This is a genomic window from Martelella sp. NC20, from assembly GCF_013459645.1.
Taxonomy (GTDB): Bacteria; Pseudomonadota; Alphaproteobacteria; order Rhizobiales; family Rhizobiaceae; genus Martelella.
The window spans coordinates 649,930-670,512 of sequence record NZ_CP054861.1; the positions used below are offsets into that span (position 1 = coordinate 649,930).

Below are 20,583 nucleotides of genomic sequence, written 5' to 3' on the forward strand. Positions count from 1 at the left end.
ACATATACGGGGGTTATGTGTCGGTTTGGAAACATGTTAACCTGACGACGCAAATCAAAATTTCATAGCGTTCCGATTACGAAAGGAATACCCGATGAATGGTATCATTCAGCGGCTGGGAAGCCGCGCGCAGATTTCAGGGAAGATGCTCGGCCTTCTCAGTGGCGTTTCTCTGCTGGCCGTGACCGCTGCCCCGGCTCAGGCCGAAGACAACGCGCTGCGCATTATTTCACTGAATACCTGGGGGGCCCGAACGCTCATTCCCGAAGCGGCCGACCTGCTGTCGTCGGGCAATTACGATTTCATCACCATTCAGGAGTATCACAACAGCTACGGCATCGACATTCAGGACAAGATGGCCGATCTCGGCGCGGGCGATTACGCGCTCCACTTCAAGGGCGACACCGGACTGGCATGGCGCGACAAGACCATCGTTGATTTCAGCAATACCGACGAACCGGCTCATGTGGTTGTCGGCGGCGAAAACGGTCGCCCGCAGACGATTATCGCGACGGAACATCTCGATTACCGCGATGATCCCTTTCTCCACCGCAACCGCGAAGCCCACGAACTGAACGACTGGGCGGCGAGCAAAGCCAGCCCCATCATCATGACAGGGGACTTCAACGCGGGTGACATCTCCGAGCGCGGACTGCTGGAAGTGGTTCAGCAGGAATTTATGATGAAGCGCGCGCGTGAGACCGGCAATGAGGACCACAAGGCCTGGGCGCTGCAATATGTCGCGCGCAATCACGCCGTCGGTTCGGAAAAATACGCCGCCGCCGAAGCCTATATCAACCGCAAGACCAATACCGCGCCGGAGGGCCTGTTCACCGACGAGACCTATCCTGTGGCGGGCAACACGCCCTACACGATGAACCTTCTCAAGAAGCAATATCAGATCCTGCAAAACCCCGAGGATCGCGAGCGCTTCGCGCCCCACAAGCTGGCCGATGGCAGCACGACATGGCCGAGCGTGGAAGAAGATGACGAGGCCTTCAAATGGCCGTCCTGGGGACGCACCCAGATCGACCATTTCATCGCGTCCCGGCCTTACGCCAAATGGTGGGAACTGACGGATGCGGCAGACGACCCCTATGTCGGCGGCGTTCTCGATCAGGAACTGAGCACGACGGAAGACGGCACGGCGCTCTCCGACCACGAGCCGCTTGCCCATGAAATACGCTGGCGGGGTCCCGGCGTCGAGGAAATCAACGACGGAAGCGGCAAGGTCCGGCTGGTCTTCGATGCGCAAACGCGCGATTCCGCCAAGCGCGCCGGTGAATTCAGGCTGTCGCGCAACAACCACCGCACCGATGTCTATCTCGGCCAGCTTTCCGATGAAAACGGCCGGCCGATCTACGCGCAGGCGCCGGAAGTCTCCGAAGACCGGCTCGGCTTCCTGCTGGCCAACGCGGTTTACGACCGCCACGATCCCGAAGCCTTCCAGGACGAACTCGCCCTTTATGTGCCCACGGAGCAGCAGGCGGTTTATGCCGGATATCTCGATCGGCTGACGGACACCTCCAATCCGGAATTCTTCCGCAACGTGATCCAGGACTATTTCGACACGCATCGCGACGAATTCCCCGGCATCAACGGCATCGGCGACATGAGCTGGCAGCAATGGGGCGACATCCTCATGGACTATGTCGATGAGGACCTCGCCTTCCAGACCAAGCCTGAAAACCCGGCATGGGACGAGCTTGTGGCAACCCTCGGTCTCGATGACCCCGCCATCCGCGCCGCCCTCAGCCAGCAGACCGGGCTCGATTTCGAAAACGACCCCTTCGCGCCCCTCAAGCTGGCGCTCGACTGCGCCGACGCGCAGCATCTCTCGCTTCAGGGCGCACGCGCGCTTTGCGTGGATGATCATGAACGTTTCCGCGACATCGTCGTGACGGCCGGCAAGACCGTGGCCATCGACGAGAGCGCCGCACTCGGTTCCACAGACGGCCTGATCACGCTCGATAATGGCGGTATCCGCACCGCCGGACCGGACGATGACTGGGCGCAGTGGACGGGTCCGATCACTGAGATCGACAAGGCCATCCGTTTTGACGGCCGGGGCTGGATCGATGTCTCCCACCCGACGGTTCCCGTCACCGCCCTGAAGGCATTCTCCGGCGACGGCACGTTTGAAAAGCGCGGACAGGGCACCTTGCTTCTGACGGCCGACAGTTCCGCCTTTGCCGGCAATACGCTCGTCAACCAGGGCAAGCTGCTGGTGGGCGACGAAAACGGCGTCGGCGCGCTGGGCGGCAGCATGACCGTCAATGACGGCGCTATTCTGGGCGGCTCCGGCACGATCGGCTCCGGCGCCGGGTCGCTGGTCGCAATCGCTTCGGGCGGAACGCTGTCGCCCGGCAATTCCATCGGAATGCTCACAATCGACGGCGACCTTTCCTTCGCCTCCGGCTCGATTTTTGCGGTAGAAGTCGACCCGGAAAGCGGCCGCAGCGATGCCGTTACGGTGACCGGCAAGGCCTCTCTGGGCGGGACGCTCGCGCATGTCGGCTTTGACGGGATCTACGATCCGCGCTCGACCTACACCATCCTCTCGGCCGGGCAGATCGAAGGCGAATTTGCAAGCGTCACTTCCGATTTCGCGTTCCTGACGCCCGACTTTATCTACGGCACGGGAGAAATCGCCCTCAAACTTCAGCGCAATGACCGGGATTTCGCATCGCTGGCTGAAACCGCCAATCAGGCGGCTGTGGCCGGGAGCATCGAGACGATCGGCTTTACCGCCGGAAACGCGCTCTATGATGCGATTGTCGTGCTGCCGGACGATGGCGATTTCATCCGCAACAGCTTCGATCAGCTCTCGGGCGAGATCCATGCCTCGGTAAAATCGGCGCTGATCGAGGAAAGCGGCATCGTCCGCGGCGCTGAAGCCGATCGCCTCCGTTCCGCCTTCGGTACGGTCGGTGCATCCGAAGCGCCGGTGCTGGCCTATGGGCCTGACGGCGCAAACCTTGCCGCGCCCGATCAGGCGGACGGCATCGCCGGCTGGGGCAATGCCTTCGGTTCGTGGAACCACTTCGACGGCAACGCCAATGCTGCCAGCCTCGATAGTGCGACCGGCGGCCTGCTGCTGGGCGCCGACATCCCGGTCTTCGAAAACTGGCGCGTCGGCGCGCTCGCCGGTTACAGCCATTCGAGCTTCGACAGCGACGACCGCGCGTCGTCCGGTTCAAGCGAGAACTATTCGCTCGGCCTCTATGCCGGCTCGCAATGGGGCGGGCTTGGCTTCCGCTCGGGTCTCGCCTACACGTGGCACCAGATCGACACCAGTCGCTCGGTGTTCATCCCGGGTCTGTCGAATGCGCTCGACAGCAGCTATGACGCCGGCACCTTCCAGGCATTCGGAGAACTTGGCTATCAGTTCGATCTCTCGGGCGCTGAGCTGGAGCCGTTCGCCAACCTTGCCTATGTCAATCTCGATACGGACGGGTATCAGGAGACCGGCGGCGCGGCGGCACTCAGCGGCGCCGACGGCAGCTCCGACACGACCTTCACCACCGTGGGGCTTCGGGTTTCATCGGACTTCATGCTGGGCCAGACACGGACAAAGGCAAGCGGAATGATCGGCTGGCGTCACGCCTTCGGCGATACCACGCCGTTCGCCACGCAGGCCTTTGCGGGTTCGACGCCGTTCACCATTACCGGCGTCGCCGTTGCCGAGAATGCCGCCGTTGTCGAAGCCGGGCTCGATTTCAACCTGTCGGATACCGCCACCCTCGGCGTTTCCTACCAGGGCCAGTTCGGCGACGACGTCACCTACAACGGCGTGAATGCCCGGCTTCAGGTGAAATTCTGATCGCAAGGAGCAAAAGTCGCGGGCGGGAGCCATTCCCGCCCGCGACTGTGACAGACGAGATGCATGCCAGCGGGCGTTGAACGACAGCGACAAGCTTGCTTCGCCTGCGCGGCGCGCTGCTTCCACAGATAGCGGATCGGCACCGTCCCGACGAAACCGCGGAAGGCGCCAACCGGATGGTTGGGTGTTCTGGCCACGACCTCGACCAACTGCGAGAGCGTGATCTGCTCCTCGAATTCTCGTCGGGATATCGCCTCACACGATAGTTGCCGGGCAGTGCGCTGCCGATGATCTCCCTCTGGCGGCTTTCGAACTGGCAGCATGTCAACACGGCCCGTTCGAGTGCGTTCGGCGTAGGTCGCGGCCCGTGACGCCCTGCACGATCATCCTGACAGCTCCGATTCCGTCCATTCGTCGAAGGGCAGATTGCTGGTAATCACGGTGGCGCCCCGTTCGTAGCGCTGAGAGAACAGCTCGAACAGCAATTCCGCACCGGTTTTCGACAGCGGCACGAACCCCAACTCGTCGATGATCAGCAGCTTGTATCCTGCCATTTGCTTTTGAAGCCGGATGAGACGCCGTTCGTCACGCGCTTCAATCATCTCGCTGACCATGGCGGCGGCTGTGGTGAAGCCGACGGACAGGCCCTTCTGGCAGGCTGAAAGGCCTAGGGCGAGCGCTATGTGCGTCTTGCCGGTTCCGCTGGGGCCGAGAGCAATGACGTTCTCGCGACGCTCGATCCACTCGCAACGTGTCAGTTCCAGAACCTGCGTTCGGTGCGGCACTCGGACCGGTGGCGTGCTCACGCCTCACTGTTCAGCTCGGGTATGGCGTCGAAGTCGAAGCTGTCGAGGCTTTTGACGACCGGGGATCTGGCTGTCTTGATACGGCGCTCTAACTTACCGAATCTACGCATCGTGCTTTCCGAAGATCGATTCCGATTTTCGGGCCGATGCGCTAGATTCTTTATTTTTACGCGTCGGGTTAACGAAAAACCGGATTCCACTTATTCTCCCGACCCTAACTGCGCTGACGGGAATCATCGTCGTCGTGCCGTTTGGTTCGATGCGACTTCAGCGCCTCGAAACCGGTGATCACATCGAGCAGTTCGGTGGTGATCTCGCTCTGCCGCAGCTGACGCATTTCGCCGGCCAGTTCCTCGCGTCGGTCATCGATAGCACGTTCGGCCTGCTGCATGCGCGCCAGGCGCGCGGCGTTCTCGGTAACCAGCGCCTCGGCTGCGGCGAGGTAGAGTTCGGTGAACAGGAAGCTGCGGACAAGCGCGGCAAGCATACGCCCGGGCGGCAGGGAAAAACTCGGCAGGCTGCGCGACGCCCAGGGGCGATCCGCCAACGCCCCGGTCATGGCCGGATCGAGAGGCAGGAGCCTGCGCGTGACCGGCGCCTGCCGGCCGTGCTCGACCCGCTGCATGAACACCAGCGACACGGTGATGCCGGCATCGCCCTTGGCGCCCCGGATATCGTCGAGCAGGGTGATCAGGCGCCCGGCAAGCCGGCCCAGCCCGTCGACATTCGCCGGCGGCAGGAGCGCGGCATCGGAAGCAATGCCCTGCCCCGCGAGCGCATCCTCCATCTGGGCGCCGATGCAGATCACGCGCGCCGGGGCGTCGTCGCCGCGCAGCACCTCGCCCGCCAGCACCTCGTTGTAATTGCCGCAAAGCCCGTGATCGGAGCCGAAGGCGATCGTGATCCGCTCTCCCGCGACGTCGGGGACCGGCGGCAACGCGCCGTGCGCGGCGATGAAGGCGTGCAGCCCGTCAAGGACCGTGGCGCGATAGGCCTCGATGGCGCGGGCGGCCTGCTCGTAGGGGGCGGCGTTGATCGCCGACACCGTCTTCATCGTGCGCACGATGCCGCGAATGCTGCGCATGGTCTCGGCGCGGCGCGTCAGGCGTTCAAGTGTCTGCGTCATCGGCTTTTCCCATCGCTTCGACGGCCTCGCGCGCCCTTGCCGTCACCGCGGCGCGCACCTCGTCAGTCAGGGGCTCGTCTGCCGCGATGCTTGCTGCGAGGCCGACGTCATCGTCGCGGACGACATGACGGATCGCCTCCATCGCGCGCAACGTCCGGGTCTCGTCCAACCCGTCCAGCAGACCGTCGATCGCGGCGATGAGGATGGCGAGCTGTTCGGCCGCCGGCATCGGATCACGCTCGGGTTGGCGCAGCGCAGCGCGCACCGCGGCCCCGCGCGCCAGCCGCGCTCGCGTGTCCTCGTCCAGCCGCGTGCCGAAGCGGGCGAAATCCTCCAGCTCCTCGAACTGCGAAAGCGTGACGCGCAGATTGCCCGCGACCTCGCGAAAGGCGCGGGCCTGCGCCTTGCCGCCGACGCGGCTGACCGACACGCCCAGATCGACCGCCGGAAACTGGTTACGCCGGACGAGGCGCGGCGAGAGGTAGATCTGCCCGTCGGTGATCGAGATCAGATTGGTCGGGATATAGGCCGAGAGGTTCTCGGCCTGCGTCTCGACAACCGGCAAGGCGGTGATCGACCCCCGCCCCTCGCCGAACTGACCCGCGCGCTCCAGAAGCCGGGCATGAATGAAAAAGATATCTCCGGGAAAGGCTTCGCGTCCCGGCGGACGGCGCAGAAGCAGGGACAGCTCGCGATAGGCGCGGGCGTGATGGGTCAGGTCGTCCAGCACCAGCAACACATCGCGCCCCTTGGCCGCGAAGGCTTCGGCCATCGACATCGCGGCATAGGGCGCGACATAGACCAGACCGGGCGCGTCCTCGTCGCCCGCCGCCACGATGACGGTGCGCGCCATCATGCCGCCCTCGCGGATCGCGCCGATGACCTTGGCGACAGCATCGCCGCGCTGGCCGATGGCGCAATAGATGCAGTGCACGCCGGTATCGCGCTGATTGAGGATCGCATCCACCGCGATCGAGGTCTTGCCGGTCTGCCGGTCGCCGATGATCAGCTCGCGCTGGCCCATGCCCACGGGGACTGCCGCGTCCACTGCCTTCAGCCCGGTGGCAAGCGGTCGCGACACCGCCCGCCGGTCGAGAATACCCGCCGCCGGCCACTCGATGGGCCGGTGATGGCTCGCCTCGAGCGGCCCCTGACCGTCACGCGGCCGGCCGATCGCATCGACCACCCGCCCCAGAAGCGGCGCGCCGACGGGCACGCTGACGACCCGGCGGGTGCGGCGCACGGTCTCTCCCGGCACCACGTGGTCCGTGGGGCCAAGCAGAACGACGCCCAGTCGATCCGGCTCCAGATCGAACACGATGCCCTTCACGCCTGAGGCGAATTCCAGCACCTCGTCAGCCAGCGCCGAGCCAAGACCGGTGACGATAGCGACGCCGTCGGCGGCTTCCTCCAGGCGGCCCATCTCGCTCACGCGCGGGAGCGGCGAGGGCGTATCCAGGAGTTTCCGGATCAGATCGGCCGCACCGGTTTCGGGAGCGCCTTCATTCGGCATCGCGCGCTCCCCCGGCCGGAAGGTCGTCCATGGCCTCGTCCAGCATCGCTTCGAGGTCCTCGAGATAATCGCCGATCGTCCAGTCCACCTGCGCGCTGCCCAGTTTCAGGCTCAGTCCCGGCGATCGGGCGCGGTCGGTCTCGAAACTCAGGACGGCGCCCGGGGCGAGGGTATTCAGCGCATCGCGCAGGCGGGCGCGCACATCCTCGGGCAACGGATCGCGTGTCAGGGCCACCGCCTGTTGCGGTTCGCCATGCAACCGGTCGGCCACCTCGGGCAGGCGCGCGACGGCGCGGGCGACGATGCGGCTCTCCAGCGTCTCGTCCGCCAGGTCGGTCAACGCCTTCCGGGTCAGCGACAAAAGCGCCTCGGCTCCGGATTTCTGCAACTCGGTCCGGTAGGCGCGCGCATCCTCGGCGCGCTGCGCGGCACGCTCGGCCTGTTCGTGATCGATCTTCTTGCGGGCCTCGGCCAGCATCTCGCGGCGTTCCTTCTCGGCCTCCTGCCGGGCGGTTTCCAATGCTTCGGCACGGCCGGCCTGCAGAGCCTCGATCCGGGTTTCGTACTCGGCCTTCTGCTTTTGCGCCGCCGCCTCGACCCGCGCGGCTTCACCCATGCGCGAGGCGATCTCGCTCTCGCGCGCGTCGATCCCGTCAAGGATGGGCCGGTACAGGAACCGTTTGAGCAGCCAGACGAGGACCAGGAAATTGCCGATCTGCGCGCCGACCGTGATCCAGTCGATCGACATGACGTCAGCCCCCGGCCCCTTGCGCCGCCGCCTCGAGCGCCGCGTTCCAGAACGGGTTGGCGAACAGCAGGATCATGGCGACGACGAAACAATAGATGGCCGTCGATTCGATCATCGCGAGACTGACGAACAGCGTCCGCGACAGGGTCGAGGCGGCATCGGGCTGCTGCGCGATGGCGCTGAGAGCGGTCGAGGCGGCGCGCCCCTCGCCCAGAGCCGGTCCGAGCGCGCCGAACGAAACCGTCAAGCCGGCGGTCAGGATCGAGATGAAGGCGATGATGGAAAGGTCAGTCATGGCATGTCCTTTTTGTCGTCGGGAGCATCGGGCACGGCGGTGGCCGAGGAAATGTAGACGGTCGCGAGAACGGCGAAGATATAGGCCTGGATGACGCCCGTCAGCAGGCCCAGCATGTCCATGACCACCGGAAAGAAGAACGGCGCGATCGACAGCAGGATGGCGGCGATGACCGCGCCGCTCATGATGTTGCCGTAAAGGCGGATGGCGAGCGAAACGCCGCGTGACGCCTCGCTTATGACGTTGAAGGGCAGCATGATGATCGAAGGCTCGGCATAGGTCTTCAGGTAGCCGCCAAGGCCGCGGCTGCCGATGCCGAAGACGGGGACCGCCACCAGCACGGAGATCGCCAGCGCCACCGTGGTCGAAAGCGACGCGGTCGGCGTGTCGAAACCGGGCACGACCATCAGAAGGTTCGCGGTCACGATGAACAGGAACAGCGTGCCGACGAAATAGAGGATGCGCGGATCGCGCCGCTGTGTCACCTCGGCGATCTGGCCGACGATGCCGCTCACCACAACCTCAAGCGCGGTGCGCCAGCGGTTCGGCGGCACATCCGGGCGCAGATTGCGGGTGATCAGGGCCGACAGGGCGGTGATGAGCGCCATGATGATCCATGTATTGACGATCGTGGCGTTGATGCCGATGCCGAAAACGGTGAAGACGATCGTGTCGTCGGGCGTCAGTTGCATGTCGGGGCCTCACGCGCTTCGGTGGCGCGCACCACCGCCACGACCAGCGTTCGCGTGATGACAAAGCCAAGGGCGAAGGCGGCCAGCGCCTGCGCCCCAAGCCCCGCGACCCACCAGCCGAGCCCGAGCAAAGCGGCCATGCGCAGCGCGGCGCTGACAAACAGCGCCAAAGCCGGACGCGAGCCGCGCAGGGCAAATCGTATGCCGAGCGCCAGACCGGCCAGAAACAGGCCTGCCGCCCCGGCTCCGGCCAGCAGGCCGGGCAAGAGCAATGTCCAGTCAAGAGCGATCATTTCCATTCCCTTCCTTCACAATCCAGCCCCAGGCGATGAACGCGCCGACAACCACGCCGCCAAGCAGAAGCGCCAGCGTCCAGGAAAACCCCTGCGGCGCCACGCGATCCAGCCAGAGCCCCAGAAGCGCGCCTCCCACCGTGGGCACGGCGATGGACCACCCTATCATGCCGAACGTTCCGAAGCCGCGCAGCGGGCTCGGTCCGGGGTTGTCGCGCGCCTGCTTCATCCGGCCGGCGCGGCGTCCGATCTCGCTGGTGGAGCGGTCGTCCTCTTCGTTCATGGCTGCATTTTCCTCAGGCTGGCGAAACGCCGCACCATTTCGGCCTCGAACCGCGAGAGCGCGGCGCGCGCCACCCGCTCCTCGTCCTCGAGTTCGGCAAAGCTGCGGACCACGCGGTCGCGCAGGCTTTCCAGATCGTCGCTTTCGACCCCGCGGCGCGCCGCGATGTCGACGGTATGTCCCTTCTTCACCAGAACCCCCTCGTCCATGCCGAAGAACCGCTCCCGTCCGTCCGGCTGCGTCAGCAAAACCACCGACGGCACCAGCGCCGTGACGAAATCCAAATGGTTGGGCAGGATGCCGAACCCGCCATCCTCCGCCTCCGCCCGCAGGCGCGTGGCGACGCCATCGAACAGCACCGCGGAGGGCAGGCGCAGATGAACCTGCATTTCCGACGCTACGCTCATGCCGCCGCCTTCCCAAGCTCTTTCAGACTGCCGATCATGTAATAGGCGCTTTCGGGCAGATCGAAGCGGGTTTCGGACAGGATCGCCTCGCAGCCGTCCAGCGTCTCGGAGATGGGAACGAGCCGGCCGGCCGTCCCGGCGGCGGAGCCAATGGTGAAGAACGGCTGCGTCAGGAACCGCTCAAGCCGCCGGGCGCGGGCGACGACGGCGCGATCATGCGCCGACAGTTCCTCGATGCCCAGCATGGCGATGATGTCGCGCAGGTCCTCGTATTCCGCCAGCGTCCGGCGCACCGCGCGCGCCGTGTCGTAATGACGCTGCCCCACCACGTTCGGCGTCAGCATGACGGAGGTCGAGGCCAGCGGATCGACCGCCGGATAAAGCCCCTCGCTCGCGCGTTTGCGCGACAGGACGACCGAGGCCGAGAGATGCGAGAAGATATGCGCCGCCGCGGGGTCGGTGAAATCGTCGGCCGGAACGTAGACCGCCTGGATCGAAGTGATCGCGCCCTTGCGGGTCGAGGAAATCCGCTCTTCCAGCTCCGCCAGCTCCGTCGCCAGCGTCGGCTGATAGCCCACGCGGCTCGGCATCCGGCCCAGAAGCCCCGACAGTTCGGACCCCGCCTGCACGAAGCGGAAGATGTTGTCGATCAGCACCAGCACGTCCTGACCGCGCGTGTCCCGGAAATACTCGGCCATCGTCAGCGCGGATTTGCCGACGAGGAACCGTACGCCCGGCGCCTCGTTCATCTGGCCGAACAGCATCACCATCTTGTCGCGAACGCCCGCCTCGCCCATCTCGCGCCAGAGTTCCTCAGCCTCGCGCGAGCGTTCGCCGATGCCGCAGAACAGGCTGACGCCGTGATGATGCTCGACCGTGTTATGGATAAGCTCGCTCAGGAGAACCGTCTTGCCCACGCCCGCACCGCCGAAAAGCCCGGTCTTGCCGCCGCGTTCGATGGGCGAAAGCAGGTCGATCGCCTTGATCCCGGTCTCAAGCACCTCGGCGCGCAGCACCCGGTCCGACAGTTGCGGCGGCGCGGCGTGAATGAAGCGGCGGTCCTCGGCCTCAGGCGCAGGCAGACCGTCGAGCGGCGCGCCAAACATGTCGAGCATCCGGCCAAGCACCGCCTCACCCACAGGAACGGTGATCCCGGCGCCGGTATCGGTAACCGCGGCGCCCAGCGCCAGGCCGCCGACCACGCTCAATGCGATACAGCGCACGGTGCGCCCACCCACCACCGACGCTACTTCCATCGGGACGTCGCCAGCCAGAAGAAGACTCTTGATCCCGGGAACCCGGCCCGAAAACGCCACGTCCACGATCCCGCCGCGGATCGCCACGATCCGGCCGCAGGCCTCGCCGGCATCCATGACATCGATATCCGGTGCTACATCCTGCATGAGCGGCCTCCCGGGCGGAATTTCCGCGTCACGTTGCAGCCATGCCGCCATCCACCGGATATTGCGCGCCGGTGATGAAGGAGGACTCGTCGGAAGCAAGGAACAGCGCGAGATTGGCGATATCGGCGCTTTCGCCATAACGGCCCAAAGGGATGGTCGCGGCGAGTTGATCCTTGACCTCGGCGCCATGGCCGGGACTGAACCCGTCTTCGAGCGAGCGCATCATCCGCGTGTTTACCGGCGAGGGATGGATGGAATTGACCCTCACATTGGCGCTTGCCGCCTCCACCGAAGCAGCGCGCGTCAGTCCCACCACCGCATGTTTCGAGGTGATGTAGGGAGCGACGTTGGGGCTGCCCTTCAACCCGGCAATCGATGACATGTTGATGATGCTGCCTGATTTCCGCTCGATCATCACCCGCAGCACATGCTGGAGCCCAAGGAAGGAACCGCGCACATTGACGGCGATGACCCGGTCGAAATCCTCGATCTTCTGCTCGGTCAGCGGAGCGACCTTGCCCTCGATCCCGGCATTGTTGAAGAAGATGTCGATCCGGCCGAACCGCTCCACGGTTTCGCGGACGTAGCGCGCGGTATCGTCAGGCGAGGACACGTCGGCCGCCACCGTCAGCACCTCGCCCGCCGCCCCGAGACTTTCGGCCGCCTTCTTCAGATCCTCCTCGCGCAGATCGACGAGCGCCACGCGCGCGCCTTCCTTCACGAAGAGCCGTGCGGTCTCAAGCCCGATGCCGGCAGCGCCTCCGGTAATGAGTGCGATCTTGTCTTTCAGGCGTGGCATGGTTCTTTCCTTTTGTCAGCTTGTATCGGCAATGATGCGGGTGCCGGCCCGCTTCTCCAGAATGGCGGTGGCCTGATCGAGTCTTCCGATCCCGGCCAACCCGCCATGGCTCGCGAAATCCGCCGCGGCCCTGATCTTCGGCCCCATCGACCCGGCTGGCAAGTCGAGCGCACGGGCCTCGTCGGGCGTGAGCGCGGCAATCGCCGCCGCGCCGTCGCTGCCGAACCCCTGGTAGACTGCGTCGACGTCGGTCAAAAGCAGCAGCGCATCGGCGCCGAGTTCCCGCGCCAGAAGCGCGCTGGCCGCATCCTTGTCGATCACCGCCTCAATGCCGGTCATGCTGCCATCGGGCAAGCGTAGCACAGGAATGCCGCCGCCGCCCGTGCAGATCACGATCACGCCTTGATCCAGCAGCAGCCGCAGCACCCGGATATCCGGTATCTCCTTCGGCGCGGGCGAAGGCACGACCCGTCGCCACTTGTCGCCATCCTGCGCGATGGTCCAGCCTGCGGCCCTGGCGCGCGTCTCGGCCTCGTCGCGGTCATAGACCGGCCCGATGAACTTGGTGGGCTTGCCGAAGGCCGGGTCGCGCCCATCCACGACCACCTGCGTCAACAGCGTGGCAACCGGCTTCCCATGATCCAGCGCGTTTTCGAGCTCCTGCTCGATCATGTAGCCGATCATGCCGCCGGTCTCGGCGCCCAGAACGTCGAGCGGATAGGCCTCGTCCGGTTTGTAGGCCGCGCCCTGCAACGCCAGTAGCCCCACCTGCGGGCCGTTGCCATGGGTAACGACCAGCCGGTGCCCCGCCCGGACGATGTGGGCCAGCGCATGTGCCGCATCGCGGACATTGGCGCGCTGGTTTTCCGCCGTCAGCGGCTCTCCCCGTTTCAGCAGCGCATTGCCGCCAAGTGCTGCCACGACAAGCATGCTCAACCTCCCAGCGTGGCGACCAGAACCGCCTTGATGGTGTGCATCCGGTTTTCCGCCTGGTCGAAAACGATCGAGGCGGGGCTTTCGAACACCTCTTCGGTGACCTCCATCGCATCGAGACCGAACTGTTCCAGGATATCCTTGCCGACGCTCGTGTCGGTATTATGGAAGGCAGGCAGGCAATGCATGAATTTCGTGCGCGGATTGCCGGTCTTTTCCATGACCTGTCTCGTGACCTGGTAGGGCTTGAGAAGATCGATGCGTTCGGCCCATTTCTCCTTGCCCTCGCCCATGGACACCCAGACATCGGTGTAGAGGAAATCGGCACCGCTGACCGCCTCGTCCACATCCTGCGTCAGGGTGATCCGCGCACCGGTTTGGGCCGCAACCTCTTCGGCCTCCTTGCGGATTTCCGCCGTGGGCCACAGGCTTTCCGGCGCGCAAAGCCGCACGTCCATGCCCATCTTGGCCCCGCCGATCAGCAGGCTGTCGCCCATATTGTTGCCCGCATCCCCCATGAAGCAATAGGCGACCTCGCGCAGATGCTTTTCGGAATGTTCCTGCATGGTCAGGAAATCGGCGAGGATCTGTGTCGGGTGGAACTCGTCCGTCAGCCCGTTATAGACCGGTACGCCCGACCATTTGGCGAGCGTCTGCACCACCTCCTGCCCGAAGCCGCGATACTCGATCGCATCATAGACGCGGCCGAGCACCCGGGCGGTGTCCTTGACGGTTTCCTTGTGGCCCATATGGTTTCCCGAGGGGCCGAGATAGGTGACGGTCGCCCCCTGATCATGCGCCGCGACCTCGAAGCCGACACGGGTTCGGGTGCTGTCCTTCTCGAATATCAGCGCGATTTCCTTGCCCTTGAGCGTCGGCACCTCGGTGCCTGCGTATTTGGCGGACTTCAGGTCGGCCGCAAGCTTGAGAAGGAAGGCGATCTCCTGCGGAGTGAAATCGCGCAGGGTCAGAAAATGACGGTTTTTCAGATTGTAGGCCATATGGTTAGCTCCTCAGACCGGATCGCGCATTGTCGGGCAGGACATGCAGCGGCTGCCGCCGCGCCCGCGCCCGAGTTCCGCGCCGGGCAGTTCGATCACCTCGATGCCCTCGGCGCGGAGCGCCGCATTGGTGTCGTCGTTGCGGTCATAGCCCATGACCAGCCCGGGCCGCAGCGCCAGCACGTTGTTGCCGTCGTTCCACTGCTCGCGCGACTGCTCGAACGGATCGCTGCCGCCGGTGGGCACGACCTTCAGCCGCTTGAAACCCATCGCGTCGGCCACGACCTCGAACAGCGGGCGGGTATCATGGCGCATGTCGATCGGCTTGCCGCCCTCGCCCGGATGCAGATCGTAACATGTCATCTCGTCAGCAACCTCCTTGAAACTGGTCACGACATCGCCGCCGCAGAAGGTGAAGACCGTGTCGAGATGCATCGCGGAACGCTCCTTCGGCATCTGGCAGGCGATCACCCGCTCGGCGCGGCCCTGGCTGAACAGCGCCTCGGCCAGAAGTCCCACGGCCTGCGGCGAGGTCCGTTCCCCCATGCCGACCAGGACCAGACCGTTGCCAACCGGCATCTGGTCGCCGCCCTCAAGCGTTGCAAGTCCGTGATCGGCCAGCGGATCGCCCCAGATCACCTCGACCTTGCCCGCGAATTTCGGATGGAACCGATAGATTGCCGCGGTCAGCAGGGTTTCGGGGCGGCGCGCCTGCCAATACATCGGGTTCAGCGTGACGCCGCCATAGATCCACGCCGAGTTGTCACGGGTGAACAGGAAATTCGGCAGGGGCGGCAGAATGAAACCGTGATAGCCCAGATAGCTGCCGAACATGCCTTTGGCCTCGAACGGAAGGTCCGCGACCGTCAGTCCGCCGATCAGATATTCCGCAAGCGTGGCGCCCGAAAGCGTATCCATCCAGTCCCGCAGCTCCCGCTGCATGCCGATCCCCACATGCGTTGCCGAAATGCGGTGGTCGAGCACCCATTTGCGGGCCTCGGGGTTTTCCAGCACCTCGGCCAGCATCGCCCCGGTTTCCAGCACCTCGACGCCCTCGCCGCGCATCGCCTCGGCAAAGGCGTCATGGTCCTTCTGCGCCTGCTTAACCCAGAACACGTCGTCGAACAGCAGTTGCTCGCAATTGTCCGGCGTGAGCCGCCGGTGCGCCAGACCGGGGCGGCAGATGATGACCTGCCGCAATCTGCCGCTTTCGGAATGGACTCCAAGTTCATGACTGGTCACAACGGACCTCTCTTTCATAATATTCATAATATTGCGCCAATACTCAGCACGACCGAGATGAACACCAGCAGGATCAGCATCAGCGGCCAGATAAAGACAATCCAGCGGTCATAGGACACCCGCCCGATTGCAAGCCCGCCAATAACCACGGCGAAGGTCGGATTTATCAGGTTCACCAGCCCGTTGGCTGACTGGTAGGCCGTGACCACGAGGTCGCGGCCGACGTCGGCGAAATCGGCGAGCGGCGCCAGAATTGGCATCGACAGCACAGCCAGGCCGGAAGAGGACGGAACGAAGAAGCTCATGCCGACCTCGATCCAGAACATCAGGTTGATGAAGGCCAGATTGCCGAGCCCGCCGAGCGTCTGTTCGGCGCCGTGCAGGATCGTGTCGGAAATCAGCCCCTGTTCCATGATGACGACGATTCCGCGCGCCAGCCCGACCACGAGCGCAACGCCCAGAAGGTCACGCGCGCCGTCCACGAAATTGCCGGTGAGCTGCTTTTCCCCCTGCCGCGCCACCAGTCCGATGACGATGGCCGATCCGAAGAACAGCGCGCTCATCTTCGCCATCCACCAGCCCTGGCTGGAGACGCCCCAGATCATCACCGCGAAGGTGGCAGCGAAAATCACCAGAACGACCTTCTGAATGCCGCTCAGCGCCACGGCGTCCGCTTCGCCGGTCCTGTCCTGAAGGAAGACCCTTTTGTGCGCCTCGATTTGCTTGGCTACGACCGAGCGCGAGGGATCGGCCTTGACCCGGTACGCATAGCGCATGACATAGGCAGCGCAGATCACCAGACCGCCCAAGAGGATCACCAGCCGCAGGGTCAACCCGTCGGTGAAGGGCATGCTTGCCGCGTTGGAGGCGATGACGGTGGCGAAGGGGTTGATCGTCGACCCGAGCACGCCGATACCCGCGCCGATCAGGATGATCGCGACGCCTGTTACGGCATCATAGCCCGCGGCGATCATGACCGGGATCAGGATCGCATAGAAGGCCAGCGTCTCCTCGGCCATGCCGTAGGTGGTGCCCCCCAGCGCGAAAAGGCCCATCATGATCGGAATGATCCATATCTGGTGCCCCTTCATCGCGGACATCGCCGTTCTGATCCCGGTGTCTATCGCGCCGGTGGCATTCACCACGCCGAGGAAGCCGCCCAGAAACAGGACGAAAAGCGCCACGTCGATGGCGTTGGCCACATAGCTGTCGGGATTGTAGAACCCCGCAACGGGCGCCAGCATCACGTCGACGAAGCCCTGCGGGTTCGGATCGACCGCGTGATAGGTGCCGGCGACGGCAATTTCGCGCCCGACCTCTTCATTCATGACCCGGTCGTACTGGCCGGCCGGAATGATCCAGGTCAGCGCGGCGACCAGCACGATCAGAAGAAACAGGATCGTGTAGGCCGTTGGAAAACGGGACGAAAGCTCTGGCGCCGGTTCGCCCGGCGGCGTGGTCTGGTCGGTCATGTGCGGTCCTCCGGCTGGAAATGCAACTCCCCCGGCTTGTGCCATGAAGGGTCCTTACATGATGAACCTGATCCGATTTCCCGCGGCGGCGCATTGACTGAGGTCAACGCCCCACCAACAATCCGCCTTCAACCCGTATCGACAGGGCCCGCGCCGCCCGCCCCGATATACGGACATCCGCCCTATCGCTCTCCTTCGCGATGCACCGGATGACAAGCCAGACGTGCCGCTGACGGCTTCAGCGTTCCAGAGCATCGCTCGATGCTCCGGATTCCTTGTGTTGGCGCGTCGAGTTAGGTCGGCGTAGAAATGCATGCTGATTGAAGGCTCCGCGCCTCATCCGCCAGCATTCGGCGAACGGATTGCCGAGCCACTTCAGGCGTCACAGGTCTCGTCTGCACCGTTCTGGCGCGACACTACCGCTTTGATCCACGTCAAAGCCGTATGGCAATGCGCTGCTAGTCTATTGCAGATGGCCGACTGACTGAGGCTGGGAGGGAAGCGTCCAGCTCGGAATATCCCGGTTGCCAAGATACCGACGATCTTCACGAAGGAGGCAAAGCAATGCCGACGAAATCGCAGCTCCTGTGGATGTATGGGATAATGGAAAAGGCCCGCTACTACGAGGACACGATGGCGGTCGCCTATATGGAAGGCAAGACGCCGAAATTCGACATCGGCGCCGGGCCCTTGCCGGGCGAGATGCATCTGGCTGCCGGCCAGGAACCCTGTGCCGCCGGTGTCTGCGTTCATCTGCGCAAGGATGACGCCGTCACCGCCACCCACAGGCCTCATCACGTCGCGATCGCCAAGGGCGTCGACCTGAAGAAGATGACGGCCGAGATTTATGGCAAGGAAAGTGGCCTCGCTGGCGGACGGGGCGGGCATATGCATCTGCTCGACCCGGAGGTGAACTTTTCCTGCAGCGGCATCATCGCGCAGGGAACAAGCCCGGCCGTCGGCGCGGCCTTGGCCGCCAGGCTCAACAGCAGCGATGCCGTCGCCGTGTCCTATCTCGGCGAAGGAGCGGCCAACCAGGGCGGCTTTCACGAAGCGATGAACCTCGCCGCCTTATGGAAGCTGCCCGTCATCTTCGTTATCGAGGACAATGCTTGGGGCATCTCAGTGCCGAAATCGAAGTCGACGGCCGTTGCCGACAATTCGGTGCGCGCGGCAGGCTACGGCATTCCCGGGTTTCACGTGGCCGACAATGACACGCTTGAGCTTTTCAAGGTGGCCGGCGAGGCGGTCGCGCGTGCCCGGCGCGGTGAAGGCCCGACGCTGATTGAGGTCGAGACCTACCGCTATTACGGTCATTTTCAGGGTGATCCAGAACTCTACCGTCCGAAAGATGAAGTCGCGAAACTCAAGGCGATGGATCCGATCCGGCGCCTTCGCGAGGCGATGATCGCGGGTGGCACAGTGACGGAAGCCGAGGCGGATGAGGTGCTTGCCAAGGCGAAAGCCGAGGTTGACGAAGCCTTCGCTTTCGCGCAGGCGGCCGCCTATGCAGCCCCGGAAGAAGCCCTCGAACGCGTGTTCGCCTGACCGGCGTCTCGGAATTCAGGAGAAGAGAATTATGTCCAGCAATCGCATCATGACTGTCTCTCGCGCCATTTCGGAGGCGATCGCCCAAGAAATGCGTACAGATCCGAAGGTCTTCGTCATGGGCGAGGACATCGGCAAATATGGCGGCATCTTCGGCGCCACGACGGGTTTGCTCGCGGAATTTGGCGAAGAGCGGATTCGCGACACGCCAATCTCGGAGACCGGCTTCATAGGCGCCGGCGTAGGCGCGGCAATGTCCGGCATGCGTCCGATTGTCGAACTGATGTTCGTCGACTTCTTCGGCGTCTGCATGGACTCGATCTACAATTTGGCCGCGAAAAATATCTATTTCTCGGGGGGTAACTACAAGGTGCCCATGGTGATCATGACGGCGACCGGAGGCGGCTATTCCGATGCCGGCCAGCATTCGCAGACGCTGCATGCCACCTTTGCTCACCTTCCTGGACTGAAGGTCGTTACGCCGTCGAACGCCTATGACGCAAAGGGCCTGATGATCTCGGCGATCCGCGACGACAGCCCGGTCATGTTCATGTTTCACAAGGGTTTGCAGGGCTTGGCCTGGATGGCTTCGCCGGAAGCGGCGGCGACGGAACTCCCGGAAGAAGCCTATTCGATCCCCTTCGGCGAGGCAAATATCGTCCGTTCCGGCAAGGACGTCACAATCGTGACGCTCAGCATGATGGTGCACCGCTCGCTGGAGGCTGCCGCGGAACTCGAAAGAGAAGGCATCGACGTTGAAGTCATTGATCTACGCACACTCGTGCCGCTTGACCGCAAGACCGTTATCGAGTCCGTCGCCAAGACGGGACGGCTGGTCGTGGTCGATGAGGACTATAAAAGCTTCGGTCTGACCGCGGAAATCATAGCGTCGGTAGTCGAGGACGATCCGGCGCATCTAAAGGCCGCTCCGCAGCGGCTTGCCGTTCCGGATGTGCCGATCCCCTACAGCCGACCGATGGAGCAGTTTGTCCTGCCCAATGCCGGCACGATCGCCGCGGCTGTCCGCGCAACGCTCGGCAATGTGCGGAAGGCCACCTGATATGGCGACGGATATCACTCTCCCGTCCGATCTCTGGGACGCCGCCGCCAACCCGGAAGGCATCGTCGCCAACTGGTTTTTTGCCGAAGGCGCCGGCGTCAAGAAGGGGGTGACCGTCGCCGAGATCATGGTGGAGAAGACGAGCTTCGATATCGCCGCGCCTGCGGATGGGCGGTTGCACATTCGCGTCGCCAAAGACGGTGTCGTGAAGCCCGGGGCGGTGATCGGGACGGTCGGTGGAGACTAGTCCCATCGTCGCTGACCCTTCGACGGAGGTGGGGAGGACGTTTCCGCCATCTCATTTTGCCGCCGACATTCGGACGTTTGCGACGGCTCGATCCGGTCTCGAACAACAGGAGCGGCTTGACGCGGATCTCACGCCCGATACAGCGCCGCTCCTCATGGCCTGGCAAGCGCCGCGAGCACTGATCGTTGGCCGCAGCGACGCCCGGTTGCCCGGGTTCGCGCGCGCAGAGGAGAAATTGGCGGCCGAAGGCTGGCCCGTTCTGGTCCGTCGCAGCGGCGGTTCGGCCTGTCCTGTCTCGCCGGGAACGTTCCAGATCGCGCTCGTCCGCGCCAGTGCGGGAAAAGGCGATATCGAGGCCGGTTACCGAACCTTGGCAAGCCTGATCGACAGGCTGCTTTCGAGCGTTGGCGTCCAGTGCGAGGTCGGCGAACGGACGGGCGCCTTTTGTCCTGGGCGCTACGATCTGGGTGTCGGACCACGCAAATTCGCCGGGCTTTCCCAGCATTGGCGCTCTCGTGGACTGGTCACGATCGTCACAACCGCTGCCTCGATCATTGTCGAAGACAACATTGAGGAGTTCTGCCGTATCGTCAATCTCTTCTATGAAAAGGCCGGCAAGGAACGGCAATGTTCTTCGGCCTTCGTCACTGATGTGAAAAAGGCACTTTCAACCGGGATCACACCGGATGTCGATCTGATCGTGGCTCTTCAGACGCGGCTTGCCCAAGAAGTGGATTCTTGGTCACATAAACCATTCGATTCCGTTCCACTCTCAGGGCTGCCGAGGCATTGGGTTTGACTTGGAGCGTCGGATTGATGGCCATCAATATTTCCCTCGATCCTGCGCCACCGGATATTCCGGCCGCCGGCGCATGAAGGGCCCGGTTGAAAT

At 63.9% G+C, this 20,583-nt stretch carries 19 protein-coding genes and 1 pseudogene; 5 read left to right on the forward strand and 15 right to left on the reverse strand.

Annotated features, from left to right (window positions below):
• Nucleotides 1-94 precede the first annotated feature (94 nt).
• Nucleotides 95-3,823, forward strand: coding sequence for an autotransporter domain-containing protein (locus HQ843_RS29305; RefSeq protein ID WP_246710265.1), 3,729 nt, complete (start codon nucleotides 95-97; stop codon nucleotides 3,821-3,823).
• 398 nt (nucleotides 3,824-4,221) lie between these two features.
• Here the strand turns inward: HQ843_RS29305 and HQ843_RS03190 are convergent.
• From HQ843_RS03190 to HQ843_RS03260, 15 genes and pseudogenes are all read right to left on the reverse strand, one after another.
• A pseudogene (locus tag HQ843_RS03190) lies at nucleotides 4,222-4,721 on the reverse strand (ATP-binding protein); the annotation flags it as partial.
• A gap of 122 nt (nucleotides 4,722-4,843) precedes the next feature.
• Nucleotides 4,844-5,755 (reverse strand): F0F1 ATP synthase subunit gamma, encoded by a 912-nt coding sequence (locus HQ843_RS03195; protein WP_180899863.1) that lies wholly within the window; start codon nucleotides 5,753-5,755, stop codon nucleotides 4,844-4,846.
• Nucleotides 5,739-7,268: a F0F1 ATP synthase subunit alpha gene (locus tag HQ843_RS03200; RefSeq protein ID WP_180899862.1), complete on the reverse strand. Its 1,530-nt coding sequence runs from the start codon at nucleotides 7,266-7,268 to the stop codon at nucleotides 5,739-5,741. Before HQ843_RS03200 ends, HQ843_RS03195 begins: the two co-directional genes overlap by 17 nt.
• Nucleotides 7,258-8,016, reverse strand: a complete 759-nt coding sequence (locus HQ843_RS03205; RefSeq protein ID WP_180899861.1) for a F0F1 ATP synthase subunit B family protein — start codon at nucleotides 8,014-8,016, stop codon at nucleotides 7,258-7,260. Before HQ843_RS03205 ends, HQ843_RS03200 begins: the two co-directional genes overlap by 11 nt.
• Before the next feature lie 4 nt (nucleotides 8,017-8,020).
• Entirely contained in the window at nucleotides 8,021-8,311 is a 291-nt protein-coding gene (locus tag HQ843_RS03210; RefSeq protein WP_180899860.1) for a F0F1 ATP synthase subunit C, read from the reverse strand.
• Complete coding sequence (locus tag HQ843_RS03215) at nucleotides 8,308-9,003, reverse strand: F0F1 ATP synthase subunit A (protein WP_180899859.1); 696 nt, start codon at nucleotides 9,001-9,003, stop codon at nucleotides 8,308-8,310. Before HQ843_RS03215 ends, HQ843_RS03210 begins: the two co-directional genes overlap by 4 nt.
• Nucleotides 8,994-9,302, reverse strand: coding sequence for an N-ATPase subunit AtpR (locus HQ843_RS03220; RefSeq protein ID WP_180899858.1), 309 nt, complete (start codon nucleotides 9,300-9,302; stop codon nucleotides 8,994-8,996). Before HQ843_RS03220 ends, HQ843_RS03215 begins: the two co-directional genes overlap by 10 nt.
• On the reverse strand, nucleotides 9,283-9,579 hold the full coding sequence (locus tag HQ843_RS03225) for an AtpZ/AtpI family protein (RefSeq protein WP_180899857.1): 297 nt from the start codon (nucleotides 9,577-9,579) through the stop codon (nucleotides 9,283-9,285). Before HQ843_RS03225 ends, HQ843_RS03220 begins: the two co-directional genes overlap by 20 nt.
• Entirely contained in the window at nucleotides 9,576-9,986 is a 411-nt protein-coding gene (locus HQ843_RS03230; protein WP_180899856.1) for an ATPase, read from the reverse strand. The genes HQ843_RS03225 and HQ843_RS03230 overlap by 4 nt, the downstream gene beginning before the upstream one ends.
• Nucleotides 9,983-11,389, reverse strand: coding sequence for a F0F1 ATP synthase subunit beta (gene atpD, locus HQ843_RS03235; protein ID WP_180899855.1), 1,407 nt, complete (start codon nucleotides 11,387-11,389; stop codon nucleotides 9,983-9,985). Before atpD ends, HQ843_RS03230 begins: the two co-directional genes overlap by 4 nt.
• Nucleotides 11,390-11,417: 28 nt before the next feature.
• Complete coding sequence (locus HQ843_RS03240; protein WP_180899854.1) at nucleotides 11,418-12,188, reverse strand: SDR family NAD(P)-dependent oxidoreductase; 771 nt, start codon at nucleotides 12,186-12,188, stop codon at nucleotides 11,418-11,420.
• Nucleotides 12,189-12,203: 15 nt separating this feature from the next.
• On the reverse strand, nucleotides 12,204-13,118 hold the full coding sequence (gene arcC, locus HQ843_RS03245) for a carbamate kinase (protein WP_180899853.1): 915 nt from the start codon (nucleotides 13,116-13,118) through the stop codon (nucleotides 12,204-12,206).
• Between the two features lie 2 nt (nucleotides 13,119-13,120).
• Nucleotides 13,121-14,122: an ornithine carbamoyltransferase gene (argF, locus tag HQ843_RS03250; protein ID WP_180899852.1), complete on the reverse strand. Its 1,002-nt coding sequence runs from the start codon at nucleotides 14,120-14,122 to the stop codon at nucleotides 13,121-13,123.
• A gap of 12 nt (nucleotides 14,123-14,134) precedes the next feature.
• On the reverse strand, nucleotides 14,135-15,382 hold the full coding sequence (locus HQ843_RS03255) for an arginine deiminase (RefSeq protein WP_210275329.1): 1,248 nt from the start codon (nucleotides 15,380-15,382) through the stop codon (nucleotides 14,135-14,137).
• Nucleotides 15,383-15,387: 5 nt separating this feature from the next.
• Nucleotides 15,388-16,836, reverse strand: a complete 1,449-nt coding sequence (locus HQ843_RS03260; RefSeq protein WP_180899850.1) for a YfcC family protein — start codon at nucleotides 16,834-16,836, stop codon at nucleotides 15,388-15,390.
• A gap of 564 nt (nucleotides 16,837-17,400) precedes the next feature.
• On the opposite strand from HQ843_RS03260, the gene HQ843_RS03265 reads away from it, so the two are divergent.
• The 4 genes from HQ843_RS03265 to HQ843_RS03280 are packed head-to-tail and all read left to right on the forward strand — an operon-like array spanning nucleotide 17,401 to nucleotide 20,490.
• Nucleotides 17,401-18,384, forward strand: coding sequence for a thiamine pyrophosphate-dependent dehydrogenase E1 component subunit alpha (locus HQ843_RS03265; RefSeq protein WP_180899849.1), 984 nt, complete (start codon nucleotides 17,401-17,403; stop codon nucleotides 18,382-18,384).
• A gap of 31 nt (nucleotides 18,385-18,415) precedes the next feature.
• Nucleotides 18,416-19,444, forward strand: a complete 1,029-nt coding sequence (locus tag HQ843_RS03270) for an alpha-ketoacid dehydrogenase subunit beta (RefSeq protein ID WP_180903397.1) — start codon at nucleotides 18,416-18,418, stop codon at nucleotides 19,442-19,444.
• Between the two features lies 1 nt (nucleotide 19,445).
• Nucleotides 19,446-19,691 carry a biotin/lipoyl-containing protein gene (locus HQ843_RS03275; protein ID WP_180899848.1) on the forward strand — a complete coding sequence of 82 codons (246 nt, stop codon included), beginning with the start codon at nucleotides 19,446-19,448 and terminating at the stop codon, nucleotides 19,689-19,691.
• Between the two features lie 28 nt (nucleotides 19,692-19,719).
• Nucleotides 19,720-20,490, forward strand: a complete 771-nt coding sequence (locus HQ843_RS03280) for a lipoate--protein ligase family protein (RefSeq protein ID WP_371824612.1) — start codon at nucleotides 19,720-19,722, stop codon at nucleotides 20,488-20,490.
• Nucleotides 20,491-20,583: the final 93 nt, after the last annotated feature.